Raw genomic sequence first — 13525 nt, forward strand, 5'->3', positions numbered from 1 at the left:
TTCAATCGATGGCACGCCCTGGCTTGGACACACTGCAAGGATCTCAGTACCCGGTGCCGCTACCGCACGTGCGGCTGCACCGATGGTTTCTGTCATCGCCAGGCTGGTATTGGGGTTGATCACCTGAATCAGGCTCATGATGCGGCTCCATTGTGACCGGAAAATAACCGGGTGAAGTCGGGTAAGGTTTCGCCGCTGCGCTCAAAATGCAGGCTGGCCACGATGTGTTCGAAGTGATGCTGTAAGGCTGCGGTGAGCGCGGGAAGATCTTTCTGCCGCAGTAGCTCCACCAGCCGATCGTGATGATCGCAACGACACCCGCGCTGCCAGGGCGCACCATAGGCGGCAATCACTAATGATGAGCGCTGTGTCAGGCGCGTCACCATATCCGTCAGCACCTGATTACCGGAAATCGCCTGTAGCTGAATATGAAAAGCCGCAGAGAGCCGAATTGCCGCCGCACCATCGTGCTGTTCGTGAGCCTGCTGCTCTTCCTCAATGAGTGTGCTCAGGGCAGCAAGGTGTGGTGGCTGAACGTGAGCCAGCACCGCGGGCAAATTGGCGCACTCGAGTAAGCTGCGAGTGGCAAAGATATCTCGCGCCTCGTCAACGCCCGGCGTGGCCACTTGTGCACCACGCCTGGGCGACAAGGTGATCATTTGCACCGCCGCGAGGCGTTGTAGCACCTTGCGAATGCCGGTTCGGCTCACACCAAAGACTTCTGATAGCGCCTCTTCTGGCAATTTGCTGCCCGGCGGCAGCTGATGTTCAACAATGGCAGTGAGTAATGCCTGATAGATGGGTTCGTCGCGATCATTCAGATCGGCAGCCGTTTTCTGGCCTGTTTCGCTCTTCATTACCTGCTCCGGTAAGTGTCTGTGCACAGCACATCGTATACGTGAAATTAATTTTTTGTATACAAGAAATCAATTCTGGCCTGGATCCTGCAATACCGTTTCACGCTGTGATTATTTTTCCCATGTTGTTAGAGGAGCAGGTTTCATGCCAAATCATTCTGAAGTGACCTCCGGGGTGGCCTCTGGCGCCAACGCCCACTACAGTCCACGCCTGTGTAATGAAGATCTGGCGCCCACGCGCGACCAGAACTGGTCGTGGTATAACATTTTCTCTTTCTGGATGTCGGATGTGCACAGCATGGGTGGCTATGTGGTCGCCGCCAGCTTCTTTACGTTGGGACTGGCGAGCTGGCAGGTGCTGCTTTGTCTGCTGGTAGGTATCTGCATCGTACAGTTGTGTGCCAATCTCGTCGCCAAACCGAGCCAGATGGCGGGCGTGCCTTACGCGGTGATTTCACGTCAGGCATTCGGCGTGTTTGGTGCCAATATCCCCGCGGTGATTCGCGGCCTGATCGCTTTCGCCTGGTATGGCATTCAAACCTATTTAGCGGCTAATGCGCTGATGCTGGTACTGCTGAAGTTCTTCCCTTCATTAAGCGGGATGACGCAGAGCAGCTGGCTGGGGCTATCTCAACTCGGCTGGTGCTGCTTCGGCGTGATGTGGTTCCTGCAGGCCATGGTGTTCTGGCACGGCATGAGCGCGATTAAACGCTTTATCGATGTGGCGGGTCCGGCTGTCTACGTGGTGATGGTGGCGCTGGCGGGCTGGATTGTATACAAAACCGGCTTTGACGGTATCTCCTTTACGCTGGCCAGCAAGCAGTTAAACACTGGTGAGCAAACCTGGCAGATGATCACCGCCACCGCATTAGTGGTCTCTTACTTCTCTGGCCCATTACTCAACTTTGGTGACTTCTCTCGCTACGGTAAAAGCATGGGGGAAATCCGCCGGGGGAACCGCTGGGGCCTGCCGTTTAACTTCCTGCTGTTCTCGATTGTCACCGTGGTGATCGTGTCAGGTACCCAATCGCTGTTCGGCCGCATGATTACCGATCCCATTGAGACCGTGAGCATGGTTGGCAATGATGTCGCCGTCGCGATTGGTTTACTCACCATGATTATCGCCACTATCGGCATCAACATCGTGGCGAACTTTGTTTCCCCGGCTTTCGACTTCTCAAATTGCTCACCGCAGAAAATCAGTTTCCGTACCGGTGGAATGATTGCCGCAGTGGGTTCTGTTCTGCTGACGCCATGGAATCTGTTCCAGTCACCGGAGTTGATTCATTACACGCTGGATGTGCTGGGCTCCTTTATCGGCCCGCTGTTTGGCATTTTGGTGGCCGATTTCTATCTGATTAAGCGCAGCAAGGTTTACGTGGACGACCTGTTTGATGACACACCAAAAGGACGCTACTGGTATCGCGGTGGCTTTAACCCGAAAGCGATTGCCGCACTGCTGCCGTCGGTAGGTATTTGCCTGGTGATCAGCTTTATTCCGTCACTGCATGCCGTGGCAAACTTCAGCTGGTTTATTGGTGTGGCATTAGGTGCAGGTTGCTATCGCTGGCTGGCTCGCGCCGATCGTGAAGTCTCAGTGGGCACCTATCGTCAGGAAGTGGCGGTGCAGAAGGATTGATCTGATGATCAGGTTGGCGCCGATGCCAGCCTGAAAAAGCAAAAAGCCGATGCATTTCTGCATCGGCTTCTTTAATGATTGGCGGAACGGACGGGGCTCGAACCCGCGACCCCCTGCGTGACAGGCAGGTATTCTAACCAACTGAACTACCGCTCCGCGCTTTGTTCCCCGTCGAGAACGAGGCGAATATTAATGGTAGCCTTATGAACCGTCAATGCTTTTTCTGAGGGAATGAATCGTTTGCCGATTTTTTCAGCTTTACGTTTCTTTTCCACGCAAAATCAGCCCATTCAGGCACGCCACAGGCAGCTTCCGCCCTTCTTCAACACTAAATCCAGACGGCTTTCATGTGCGATAATCTCATCATCGCTGGCGTTGACCACGCGTAATCCTGAACTCGGACGCACGATGCGCTGAATGTTATTGCCGGTATTTTGGCTGCTCTGATCGCCTTCCGCAGAGAAAGCCAGCGAAGTTTGGCCGCCCGTCATCATCAGGAACACTTCAGCCAGAATTTCGGCATCGAGCAATGCGCCGTGCAGCGTACGTTTGCTGTTGTCGATTTCGTAGCGATTACACAGTGCATCGAGGCTATTGCGCTTGCCTGGATACATTTTACGCGCCATCGCCAGGCTATCTGTCACCTGACAGAAGGTGTCGGTTTTGCCGATACCGCGCTTAAGCATGCCAAACTCATAATCCATAAAGCCGATATCGAACGACGCGTTATGGATCACCAGCTCTGCACCACGGATGTATTCGAGGAATTCATCGGCGATGTCTGCAAACATCGGCTTATCGGCAAGAAACTCATCGGCAATACCGTGAACGCCGAAAGCTTCCGGATCCACCAGCCGATCGGGCTTGAGATACATATGGAAGTTGTTGCCGGTCAGGCGACGGTTAATCACCTCAACCGCACCGATTTCAATGATGCGATGTCCTTCATAGTGCACACCGATCATGTTCATGCCGGTGGTTTCGGTATCGAGGACGATCTGGCGGTTATTTGCAGTGCTCATAGGACTCGTTTTATGTCAGACTTGGCGTTTTATCAGAAGGAAGTCTACCAGAGATGCGCAAACAGGTAGAAATATTCACCGATGGATCCTGCCTGGGCAATCCCGGCCCCGGCGGTTACGGTGCCATTTTACGTTATGGCCCACATGAAAAAGAGTTCAGCGCCGGTTATCGACTCACGACAAACAACCGCATGGAAATGATGGCGGCGATTGTGGCGTTAGAGGCGCTAACGCAGCCCTGCGAAGTGGTGCTCAGCACCGACAGTCAGTATGTGCGCCAGGGCATCACCAGTTGGATCCATAACTGGAAAAAGCGCGGCTGGAAAACGGCCGATAAAAAGCCGGTGAAAAATGTCGATCTCTGGAAGCGGCTCGATCTCGCGCTCAGCCACCATGAAATTAAGTGGGAATGGGTAAAAGGCCACGCCGGTCACCCGGAAAACGAGCGCTGCGACGAACTGGCACGCAGCGCAGCCGGTCATCCGACGCAGGATGATGTCGGCTATCAGGTCGAATCCTGATCCTTCACTTCACGAAATTGCCGGGTGGCATTCACCGTTTGTCTGACCTGCGCTTTGTTTAAGCTCTTCTTCGCTTTGGTGGGCGTTAATGGGAATGTTCGTTTGCGTGCCACCACAATGTTCAGACATCCCAGCGCGGGCAGGTGCGCACTGATCACTTTGCCGCCCTGCCGATGCCACGGCACCACTTGAAAACGGGTGCGATAGACCACTTCATAGTTGAGCAGGCTGAGCCAGTCGAGCAAGCGTACCTGGCTGAACATGCGTCCGCTCCATGGCGCACGGGCGTGCAAACCCGGGATACCTTTGCTGATCCCCAGCAAGCTGAACGGGTTGAACCCGCTGATAATCATCCAACCATCGTCAATCAGGACGCGATCCACTTCTCGTAACACGCGATGGGGATCCTGACTCCATGCCAGGGTATGCGCCATCAAACAAGCATCAATCGATTTCGCTTCAAAAGGTAATTGCGTGGTATTGGCGATCACCTGCAAGTCATCGCCCTCAATGCCCACATTTACCTGATGCGATATGGCACACTGACTGGTATTGATTTCTGCGCTGAGGCTGCCAAGTTTAAGCATATGAAAGCCATACAGCTTTCCAAGGTAAGGCTGCAACTGCTGCGTGAGTGCATCGCGAAAATAATCGCCCCATGGCATATCGCGCCAGGAGCGCGGCGCAGTCAGAACCTGGCGTGTTTTCGCTGGCTTCATGCTCTACCATTATCCTTTTTCTACGACCTGAGAGGTGTTTATGAATCTTACCAGTATTCCCGCGTTGCAGGATAACTACATCTGGACACTGACGGACGATGATAAAAACTGTCTGATCGTCGATCCCGGCGAGGCTCAACCGGTGCTGGATAAAATCAGAGTCAACAAGTGGCAACCGGTGGCCATTTTACTCACGCATCATCATCACGATCATGTCGGCGGTGTCGCCGAATTATTGCAACACTATCCCGATATCGCGGTTTACGGACCAGAGGAAACCGCGGATAAGGGGGCAAAACATATCGTCGCCGAGAATGATGAATTTACCCTGCTTGGGCTAGATTTCCGTGTCATCGCAACACCCGGACACACTTTAGGACATATCTCATATTTCAGTTCACCTTATCTTTTCTGTGGTGACACGATGTTTTCTGGCGGCTGTGGAAGATTATTTGAAGGCACAGCAGAACAAATGTTTGATTCATTTCAAAAGCTTAATGAACTCCCCGCAGATACCCTGATTTGTTGCGCTCATGAGTACACTTTATCCAATATGAAGTTTGCTGCGGCTATTCTGCCTCATGACCCGAAAATTTTGGCAAGGTATCAGCAAATTAAGGACTTACGTGCAGAAAATCGCATTACTTTGCCAACAAAACTGGCACTTGAGCGGGATATAAATTTATTTCTCCGTACGCAAGATGCTGATTTACAAAAGGCTTTGGGGACTAATGTTGCTTCCTCCCCGTTATGGCAAACTTTCGCTGATCTACGCGAGAAGAAAGACCGTTTTTGATATTTAAGGTTGTGTTGTGTGTACCCCTAACGTATAGTTGCTCGTCTTTTAAGCGAACTATTGACACACACATGAAGGCTAAAGCGATCTTACTCGCCTCGGTCTTGCTGGTAGGATGTCAGGCATCAAGGAATGACGCCAATATCCCCGTACAGCATGCACAGAGCCTGTCTTCAGCTGGTCAAGGTGAAAATGGAAAGTACGGAGATCAATTATTATCGCAGCGCTGGCAGGATGATGGAACAAGCCTCGCAGAAGATACCGATCTCTGGAATCACATTAGTGACGAGTTGAAGATGGGGATTCCGGAAAACCCCCGGATCCGCGAACAAAAAACAAAGTTTTTAAAAAATAAGAGCTATCTCCACGATGTAACATTACGGGCAGAGCCGTACATGTACTGGATTGTCGAGCAGATACAGAAACGTAAAATGCCGATGGAACTGGTACTGCTACCCATAGTGGAGAGCGCTTTTGACCCACATGCAACATCTTCTGCGAATGCCGCTGGCATCTGGCAGATTGTTGCACAAACGGGCAAAAACTATGGTTTGAAACAGAACCAATGGTATGACGGACGCCGCGATGTGGTGGCCTCGACCAAAGTTGCGCTGGATATGATGCAGCGTCTGAACGGTATGTTTGACGGTGACTGGTTGTTAACAGTGGCCGCCTATAACAGCGGTGAAGGACGCGTGCTGAAAGCGATAAAACAGAATAAGGCGCGCGGCAAGCCGACTGATTTCTGGCACTTATCGTTACCACGCGAAACCACGGTCTATGTACCTAAGATGTTGGCCTTGAGTGAAATCCTCAAGAACAACAAGCAGTACGGTATCAAATTGCCGACCCCGAACGAAAGCCGTGCTTTAGCACGTGTGGAAGTGGGACAGCAGATTGAACTGACGCAGGCTGCAGATATGGCCGGCATGTCGCTCAACAAATTGAAGAGCTTCAATGCGGGTTATAAAAACGGCACCACTGCGCCAAACGGACCGCACTATATTATGGTGCCTAAGTCCAACGTTGCTAAGCTGCGCAATTCACTGGCATCCGGTGACATTGCATCCGTGCAGCCTGTTGAAATGGCGAAAGTCAGTGCAGCAGGAAACAACTACACGGTACGTAAAGGCGACACCTTGTCAGCAATTGCTAACAAGCTTGGCGTCAGCGTCAGTGCACTGAAACAGCAGAACAACTTGCGTAGTGCTTCAGTACGCATCGGTCAGAAATTGACGGTGGGCGGCAAAGCAACGCAGTTGGCTGATAACGGCAACAGCATCACCTACCGTGTTCGTAAGGGTGATTCTTTTGCCAGTATTGCAAAACGTCATGGTGTGAACACCCAGGATGTTATGCGCTGGAACAGTGACGCTAAAGACATTCAGCCGGGCGATAAGCTCACGCTGTTTGTGAAGAATAGCGCAACACCTGATACCTAATGCGTCGAAAAGGCTGACTTTTGTCAGCCTTTTTCATTTTTATTACCTCAACGAGGTCGTGGCAACCTGTTATCTTTCTCCTCTCTCCTCATTCCCTTCTGAAGACTTTTATCCCGATTAAAAACCCTTAGACGTGATGTTGGTCAAATATCCACCCGGAGCAACTTGTATGGTAGAAGCCAACCGATAGTGTTAACGAAAGGCGCCGCATTCGTAATTTAAATGTTACATGGCGTGCATTCACTCTATCGCTGAACCGTGAGTTCAGTGATTCGATAAACCATCGGTAGGATAAGGGTTGAGAATGAGCGATAGCCTTAACGAACAGCTTAAGGAAGCAGATAATGCTTCAGGGCAGCAAACGAACACGACAACACCACGCTGGTTACCACGTGCCCATCCTTTATCATGGGCCATGCTGGTCATCACGACACTTGCTATCTTGATGAACTCGATAGACCGTATCATCTTACCCACCCTATTGCCGGCAATAATGAAGGATTTCAATCTTAGTGAAGTGCAGGCTGGGTGGATTAACTCGCTAAGCTTCTTCGGTACGTTGTCAGGTGCGGTTCTATTTGGCCTGCTTTCCGATTATATCGGTAGCGGTTATCGCCGCTGCTATAGCTGGTGCCTGGCCGTTTTGGTGGAGATCATATCTGGTGTTGCTACAGCATTTTGCAAATCGCTGGGGGCATTTCAGGCGCTGCGTGTTTTTATGGGGATGGGTACCGGCGGCTCAGAGCCAATTAATGTGGCATTGCTCGGCGAGTGGTGGCAAAAAGAAAATCGAGGTTTCGCCATTGGCGTACATCACACCGGTTTTCCGCTTGGGCAATTCATTGGTCCGATTTTAATTGCTGCGATTTTAATGTTTGGTGATTGGCGCCATGCATTTCTGTTTATCCCTTTGATCGGGTTAATCATCGTGGTATTGCAGTTGATTATAGGAACCAAAAAAAATCATCAACGCGTCTTTAACTGGATCGACGAACACAAACTGACTCGCCCGATCGAAGCCAAACCGCAGAAATCCAGCCTGAAAAATTCCTTTAGCTGCCTTAAAAACCGTAATTGCCTGATGGCGATTGCACTGGTCTTTGGTTTTATCTGGGCTGAAATGGGGATTGCAAACTTCTTAACCCTTCAACTCACACGTGAGGTCGGTTTGGACCTATCCACCGCCGCCATCATTTCGGGTGCTTCGGGCATCACCGGCTGGATTGGTCAGATCGTTTGGGGCAGTTTTTCGGATAAACGCGGGCGTAAGACATCTCTGACGATCATTATCGCGGGCTGGATCCTTGCCTGTTCGCTCTGCATTTTTATTCATTCTGCTGCACTTGCCTGGGGGATCCTGATTTTTTGGGGGCTGTTCCGCAATTCGCCCTATCCTGTTGCGTATGCGCTGCTGATTGATTCTTCACCTCATGCAGCAGCTTCGAGCCTTGGATTGATGATTGGTTTGGCGGTGGGTATCGCTGGCATTCTGGTCGCCCCTGTTAGCGGCTGGATTATTCATACGTGGGGTTTCAGCGTGCACTATGCCGTAATCGTCGGGATGCTGCTGCTTTCTTGCATTCCCCTTGCCCTGCTCAAAGAAACGGTAAATGTGAATAAGTGAGGATGACATGACAGCTCTCTGGAAACAGATTCGCAGCAGCAAAATAGTAGAACTTAGTCATTTACATCAAACCAGCATGCCCGTATGGCCGACACACCCGAAATTTATCCGTGCAGATAATGAAACTTATTCAAGCGGCGATGGAAATTATAACTGCCAGATAATCATGGGGGATCATTGCGGGACTCATGTCGATGCTCCCTCACACTTTATTGAAGGTGGCAAGACAATTGAAAACATTGATGTATGCCAGTTAATGGGCCGGGGCCTGCTGCTGGATATGCGACATATTGCGCCCTGCCACACTTTTGGTGTTAAGGATATTCAACTTTGGGAAAGGGACTTTGGCGCAATTGAGGCTGATGACATCGTCATTTTTCGCACAGGCTGGCATGAAAAATGGGCTCTTAAACCCGATCACAGCGCATTTCTGCAGGATTGGCCGGGGCTTTCTGCGGAAGGTGCTGCTTATCTGATTGCAAAAGGTGTAAAGGTATTTGGCACCGATGCCCTCTCGCTCGATGCCTTTGGCAATGCAGAAAATCCCGCGCATTTAGCTGTACTGGGTAACGATAATCTTATTATCGAAAATCTGGCCAACTTAGAGATGTTGCCTGTGCACTTTTGCTTTCTTGCACTACCACTTCGAATTGAGCGCGGGTCAGCCTCGCCGGTGCGGGCGATTGCGTTCATTGAGACTTAGCGGGCAAGCGCTGTTGGCGTGAACTCGACTAACAGTGGATTGTGATCAGAAGCGCGCGTGACCAGCACAGAAGCCTCGCTAACTTTCATATCACGGTAGAAGACAAAATCTAACGGACGGCCAAACGCTTTACGCCGATGGTCATCCGTGAAATTCACTTCGTGTAATGCCATCTCTTCGGCAAAGCGATACAGCGCGTTCATGCGCTGACGGCTCCAGGCATTGAAATCGCCGGCCATGATCACCGGTCCGCGATGATGTTGAATCTGTTCGCCAATCGGACCAAGTTGCTTGCTGTAGACATCCACGCCAAGGCTGAAATTCACCGCGTGGATATTGACCACCATCAGCATTTCGCCGGTCGGCAGTGGATAGGCCGTCACCAGCGCCGACTTAGCCAGGCGTAACAAAGGTTCGCGTTCACGCAGTGGACAGCAATACACAGGATGCGCAGAAGCGAGCGTCATCACGCCGGAGGGATGTTGGGGTAAGACGAAGGCAGGTACCTGATCGGCCGCCAGATAGTTACTGGTGGCGAATTTGACCAACTCAGGGGTGGTTTGTGCTTCCTGAAGTAAAACAAGGTGAGCATCTTTGCCGAAACCCTGCAGTACGGACATCCAATCAGCCCGCTGCTGCTTGAAGATATTCCAGACTAAAACCCGCAATGCAGGATCCGCAGGTAACGGTGCACCAGGCGGCAGCGCCTGTCCCAGATGCAACATCGCCCCAGGCGGAAATATCCGCTCTGCAGGCTGACCCGCTGTGTAACGCATTGCATATGTTTTCTTTCGCACTTTCCCGCCTGGCTGATTTACGACTACGACTACAACTTCACCTGACAGTTATAGGGATTTTAGGACAGGGTTTCAATTGGCGTTGTTAATTGTCGGAATTAGCTTCACAGCATATTACGGTAACAACCCGCCCTTTAGCGGGTTGTTGACCTCATTATTCCGCGGCAAATGCAGTACGGGGTTTGTCGAGCTGACCGCTCAGTCTTACCAGCAATAGCGCGATAAAAACAATGACAGCACCAACCCAGGGGGTTTGAGCCAGACCATAGTGTTCGACAATATGACCACCAACCAATGACCCTAGTGCAATCCCGATGTTAAACGCCGCGATATTCAGTCCTGACGCCACATCAACTGCACCAGGCGCATAGGACTCAGCCTTCTGCACCACATAGACCTGCAGGCCCGGTACGTTAGCGAAGGCAAAAATCCCCATCACTAGCACCGTTGCCAGCGCCATAAAGTGTGTATTAGCCGTAAACTGGAATATCAACAGCAATACCGCCAGTGCGCTAAAGATCAGCGTTAACGCGGGTACAGCCCCGTGACGATCGGCTAGCTTGCCGCCCCAGATATTGCCGATGGCTACAGAGATACCATACCCCAGCAGAATGACACTGACCGCTGTCGGGGAAAAACCGGCTAATGACTGCATCATCGGCGCCAGGAAAGTAAAGGCAGTAAACACACCGCCGTAGCCCAACGCGGTAATAGCATAGATTAATAGCAGGCGTGGGTTCACCATGACGCGCGCTTGCTGTGCCAAAGTGGTAACAGGTGGCTGCGCAACATTACGCGGTATCAGTACCATGCTGCTGACTAAAGCAATGACACCTAACAAGGAAACTGCGAGGAAACTTTCACGCCACCCAAAGTGTTGACCAATCAGTGTACCCAAGGGCACTCCGGTTACCAATGCCACCGTCAGACCGCCAAACATGATGGCGATGGCACTTGCAGCCTTCTCCTTACTCACCAGACTGGTCGCAATCGTTGAACCGACCGAGAAGAATACACCGTGCGCGAGTCCCGTTAGCAAGCGAGCAACGACCAACGTCTCATAGTTCGGTGCCAACCAGGCGACCAGGTTGCCCACCGTAAAAAGCACCATCAGCCCTATCAGCAGTGGCTTGCGCGGCACTTTGCCGGTTAAAGCAGTCAGCACTGGCGCCCCCACGGCGACACCAAGGGCGTAAATTGAGACCAACATACCTGCTGAAGGTAGCGTGATGTTAAGTTGTTCCGCAATCGTAGGGATTAAGCCTACGATCACGAACTCAGTGGTTCCGATAGCGAAGGCGCTGATAGTCAGCGCCCAGAGTGCAAGTGGCATGATTGACTCCCATGTATGTTTTGATGGGCGCCATTATCGACTCATGCTTTAATGACAAAAAGATGCAAAGTGAGAATAGACTTTTGCTTAGGAGAGCATAATGAAAGCATCGTCGGATGAGTTGAAAGTTTTTATTGCTGTGGTAGAAAGCGGCAGTTTTAGCCGTGCGGCGGAACAACTGCAGATGGCGAATTCGGCTGTGAGTCGCACTGTCAAAAAACTGGAGAACAAACTTGGAGTGGCTTTACTCACGCGCACCACCCGGCAGCTCGCACTGACTCAGGAAGGTGAGCAGTACTTTAAACGCGTTCAGAAGCTCCTACAGGAGATGTCGACTGCTGAAAATGAGTTAATGGAACGACAGCAAGCTCCGCAAGGTCTTCTGCGCATAGACGCTGCCACGCCGGTCATTCTGCATTTGATTCTGCCGATGATTAAACCCTTCCGTGAGCGCTACCCCGACGTCACCCTGTCGCTTATCTCGTCGGAGAGCTTTATCAATCTGATTGAACGTAAAGTCGATGTAGCTATTCGCGCAGGCAACCTGACGGATTCGACCTTACGAGCACGTTTGCTGTTTATCAGCTATCGCAAATTGGTAGCAACTCCGGCTTATCTGGCGAAAAGGGGTATCCCCCTCTCTACATCGGATTTGACAAATCATGAATGCCTTGGATTTGTAGAACCGCTGCGCCTGAACCGTTGGCCTGTGTCTGAGAATGGTCATGACCTTTATGACATCGTGCCGGGAATGTCCTCAAACAGCGGTGAAACTATTAAACAACTTTGTCTCGATGATCAAGGTATCGCTTGTTTGTCAGATTATATGGTAGACAGTGAAATCGCGGATGGGACATTTATTGAGGTGTTGGCACAACAGCGAGTCCCCGTAGCGATGCCGTTCAACGCGGTCTATTACAGCGATCTGGGCGTTAGCCAACGTGCACGTGCTTTTATCGACTTTCTCAGTGAGTGGGTTAAGCAACAGCCCTGGCGAATGCAGGGCTGAATACTTCGTCACTTAATCCCAGTCCGGAGCCAGTCCTTCAGGGCTGACCAACCGCTGCTGGCGATCCAGTGATGAAATGATTTTCATATCCTCCGCATCAAGCGTTAAGTTAGCAGCATCCATATTGCTGGCCAGATTATCGCGCTTAGTCGAAGAAGGGATCACGCTGAAGCCAGATTGCATCGCCCACGCCAGAACGATTTGTGCCGGTGTCGCCTGATGTTTGCGTGCAATCGACTGGATGGTCGCATCCTTTAGTGCCTCACCGTAAGCCAGAGTCATGTAAGACGTGATGTGCATTCCTTGCTGCTTAGCAAATTCAACCACCTCGCTGTTTTGCAGGAAGGGATGGAGTTCAATCTGGTTGGTCGCAATATTTTCAATGCCAACTGCGGCAATGGCCTCTCTCATTAGCGCAATCGGGAAGTTTGATATGCCAATCTGGCGCGTCAGGCCCGCCTCTTTCGCTGCCATTAATGCCTGCATACTCTCTTTCACCGGGACTGCTGCGCCAGGTGAAGGCCAGTGAATCAATGTAAGATCAACATACTCGGTGCGCAGTTTTGACAGACTTTGTTGCAAACTCGGTATGAGTTTTTCAGCAGTGAGATTTTCGATCCAAATCTTGGTGGTAATAAAGAGTTGGTGACGATCTATTCCACTTTCAAAAATGGCCTGACCAACAGCAGCCTCATTTTCATAGATTTGCGCGGTGTCGATGGCACGATAACCCAGTTCCAGTGCTGTCTTTACGGAATGAATTACAACATCGTCTTGCAGGCGGAAAGTACCTAAACCAAAGGCAGGGATTGTCATGTTTTCCTCATCGTTTTGTGAATGATTTCGATGGGGAACATTGTGGCAGCATTATTATTGCTGAAAAATCCGCTTATAAGCAGAAGAATATTGCGATTAAATCAACAATTGAGCTGGAATTTTAGACATGAAAAAGCCCTGACTTATTAAGTCAGGGCTTATCAATTAAGTGGCGGAACGGACGGGGCTCGAACCCGCGACCCCCTGCGTGACAGGCAGGTATTCTAACCAACTGAACTACCGCTCC

14 protein-coding genes and 2 tRNA genes are annotated in these 13525 nt (G+C 51.0%); 7 read left to right on the top strand and 9 right to left on the bottom strand.

Translation table 11 applies throughout. The features are described from left to right. Both H7A81_RS19910 and H7A81_RS19915 read right to left on the bottom strand, forming a co-directional pair. On the bottom strand, positions 1 to 138 hold a 138-nt coding region (locus tag H7A81_RS19910), incomplete at its 3' end, for an aspartate/glutamate racemase family protein (RefSeq protein WP_370529969.1). Beyond that, complete coding sequence (locus tag H7A81_RS19915) at positions 135 to 857, bottom strand: GntR family transcriptional regulator (protein WP_182058501.1); 723 nt, start codon at positions 855 to 857, stop codon at positions 135 to 137. The genes H7A81_RS19910 and H7A81_RS19915, both read right to left, overlap by 4 nt. Before the next feature lie 145 nt (positions 858 to 1002). On the opposite strand from H7A81_RS19915, the gene H7A81_RS19920 reads away from it, so the two are divergent. Then, complete coding sequence (locus H7A81_RS19920; protein WP_182058502.1) at positions 1003 to 2496, top strand: NCS1 family nucleobase:cation symporter-1; 1494 nt, start codon at positions 1003 to 1005, stop codon at positions 2494 to 2496. Between the two features lie 79 nt (positions 2497 to 2575). Here H7A81_RS19920 and H7A81_RS19925 read toward each other — a convergent pair. Together H7A81_RS19925 and dnaQ are read right to left on the bottom strand one after the other, a co-directional pair. Then, positions 2576 to 2652 (bottom strand) — tRNA-Asp (locus H7A81_RS19925). 134 nt (positions 2653 to 2786) lie between these two features. After that, the gene (dnaQ, locus tag H7A81_RS19930) at positions 2787 to 3518 is read right to left on the bottom strand and encodes a DNA polymerase III subunit epsilon (RefSeq protein ID WP_182058503.1); all 732 of its coding nucleotides are present in this window, start codon (positions 3516 to 3518) and stop codon (positions 2787 to 2789) included. A gap of 53 nt (positions 3519 to 3571) precedes the next feature. Between dnaQ and rnhA the strand changes: the two genes are divergently transcribed. Then, positions 3572 to 4039, top strand: a complete 468-nt coding sequence (gene rnhA, locus H7A81_RS19935; RefSeq protein WP_034825410.1) for a ribonuclease HI — start codon at positions 3572 to 3574, stop codon at positions 4037 to 4039. Here the strand turns inward: rnhA and H7A81_RS19940 are convergent. Next, positions 4024 to 4758: a class I SAM-dependent methyltransferase gene (locus H7A81_RS19940; protein WP_160867995.1), complete on the bottom strand. Its 735-nt coding sequence runs from the start codon at positions 4756 to 4758 to the stop codon at positions 4024 to 4026. The two genes, rnhA and H7A81_RS19940, sit on opposite strands and share 16 nt — an antisense overlap. Positions 4759 to 4798: 40 nt before the next feature. Between H7A81_RS19940 and gloB the strand changes: the two genes are divergently transcribed. The 4 genes from gloB (at position 4799) to H7A81_RS19960 (ending at position 9323) form a co-directional block, all read left to right on the top strand. Beyond that, positions 4799 to 5554, top strand: a complete 756-nt coding sequence (gloB, locus tag H7A81_RS19945) for a hydroxyacylglutathione hydrolase (RefSeq protein ID WP_166933614.1) — start codon at positions 4799 to 4801, stop codon at positions 5552 to 5554. Between the two features lie 71 nt (positions 5555 to 5625). Beyond that, positions 5626 to 6996 carry a murein transglycosylase D gene (gene mltD / locus H7A81_RS19950; RefSeq protein WP_034825415.1) on the top strand — a complete coding sequence of 457 codons (1371 nt, stop codon included), beginning with the start codon at positions 5626 to 5628 and terminating at the stop codon, positions 6994 to 6996. A gap of 304 nt (positions 6997 to 7300) precedes the next feature. Next, positions 7301 to 8620, top strand: coding sequence for an MFS transporter (locus tag H7A81_RS19955; RefSeq protein ID WP_182058504.1), 1320 nt, complete (start codon positions 7301 to 7303; stop codon positions 8618 to 8620). A gap of 7 nt (positions 8621 to 8627) precedes the next feature. Beyond that, positions 8628 to 9323 (top strand): cyclase family protein, encoded by a 696-nt coding sequence (locus H7A81_RS19960; RefSeq protein ID WP_182058505.1) that lies wholly within the window; start codon positions 8628 to 8630, stop codon positions 9321 to 9323. Here H7A81_RS19960 and H7A81_RS19965 read toward each other — a convergent pair. Both H7A81_RS19965 and H7A81_RS19970 read right to left on the bottom strand, forming a co-directional pair. Continuing rightward, positions 9320 to 10120, bottom strand: a complete 801-nt coding sequence (locus tag H7A81_RS19965) for an endonuclease/exonuclease/phosphatase family protein (protein WP_034825421.1) — start codon at positions 10118 to 10120, stop codon at positions 9320 to 9322. The two genes, H7A81_RS19960 and H7A81_RS19965, sit on opposite strands and share 4 nt — an antisense overlap. Before the next feature lie 154 nt (positions 10121 to 10274). Further along, on the bottom strand, positions 10275 to 11453 hold the full coding sequence (locus tag H7A81_RS19970) for an MFS transporter (protein ID WP_182058506.1): 1179 nt from the start codon (positions 11451 to 11453) through the stop codon (positions 10275 to 10277). A 100-nt stretch (positions 11454 to 11553) separates the two neighbouring features. Here H7A81_RS19970 and yafC point away from each other — a divergent pair, with 100 nt between their 5' ends. Next, the gene (yafC, locus tag H7A81_RS19975; RefSeq protein WP_182058507.1) at positions 11554 to 12462 is read left to right on the top strand and encodes a DNA-binding transcriptional regulator YafC; all 909 of its coding nucleotides are present in this window, start codon (positions 11554 to 11556) and stop codon (positions 12460 to 12462) included. A gap of 12 nt (positions 12463 to 12474) precedes the next feature. On the opposite strand, the gene dkgB is transcribed toward yafC, so the two are convergent. After that, positions 12475 to 13278 carry a 2,5-didehydrogluconate reductase DkgB gene (gene dkgB / locus H7A81_RS19980; protein ID WP_182058508.1) on the bottom strand — a complete coding sequence of 268 codons (804 nt, stop codon included), beginning with the start codon at positions 13276 to 13278 and terminating at the stop codon, positions 12475 to 12477. Positions 13279 to 13448: 170 nt separating this feature from the next. Next, positions 13449 to 13525 (bottom strand) — tRNA-Asp (locus H7A81_RS19985).

This window comes from Pantoea sp. ME81 (assembly GCF_903970985.1).
GTDB lineage: Bacteria > Pseudomonadota > Gammaproteobacteria > Enterobacterales > Enterobacteriaceae > Pantoea > Pantoea communis.

Bases quoted from the DNA above. Each gene is read 5' to 3' on its own strand.
- H7A81_RS19940 (WP_160867995.1), bottom strand. From the start codon at position 4,758: ATGAAGCCAGCGAAAACACGCCAGGTTCTGACTGCGCCGCGCTCCTGG.
- H7A81_RS19960 (WP_182058505.1), top strand. From the start codon at position 8,628: ATGACAGCTCTCTGGAAACAGATTCGCAGCAGCAAAATAGTAGAACTT.
- mltD (WP_034825415.1), top strand. From the start codon at position 5,626: ATGAAGGCTAAAGCGATCTTACTCGCCTCGGTCTTGCTGGTAGGATGT.
- dnaQ (WP_182058503.1), bottom strand. From the start codon at position 3,518: ATGAGCACTGCAAATAACCGCCAGATCGTCCTCGATACCGAAACCACC.
- yafC (WP_182058507.1), top strand. From the start codon at position 11,554: ATGAAAGCATCGTCGGATGAGTTGAAAGTTTTTATTGCTGTGGTAGAA.
- H7A81_RS19955 (WP_182058504.1), top strand. From the start codon at position 7,301: ATGAGCGATAGCCTTAACGAACAGCTTAAGGAAGCAGATAATGCTTCA.
- H7A81_RS19920 (WP_182058502.1), top strand. From the start codon at position 1,003: ATGCCAAATCATTCTGAAGTGACCTCCGGGGTGGCCTCTGGCGCCAAC.
- H7A81_RS19970 (WP_182058506.1), bottom strand. From the start codon at position 11,453: ATGCCACTTGCACTCTGGGCGCTGACTATCAGCGCCTTCGCTATCGGA.
- H7A81_RS19915 (WP_182058501.1), bottom strand. From the start codon at position 857: ATGAAGAGCGAAACAGGCCAGAAAACGGCTGCCGATCTGAATGATCGC.
- gloB (WP_166933614.1), top strand. From the start codon at position 4,799: ATGAATCTTACCAGTATTCCCGCGTTGCAGGATAACTACATCTGGACA.
- rnhA (WP_034825410.1), top strand. From the start codon at position 3,572: ATGCGCAAACAGGTAGAAATATTCACCGATGGATCCTGCCTGGGCAAT.
- dkgB (WP_182058508.1), bottom strand. From the start codon at position 13,278: ATGACAATCCCTGCCTTTGGTTTAGGTACTTTCCGCCTGCAAGACGAT.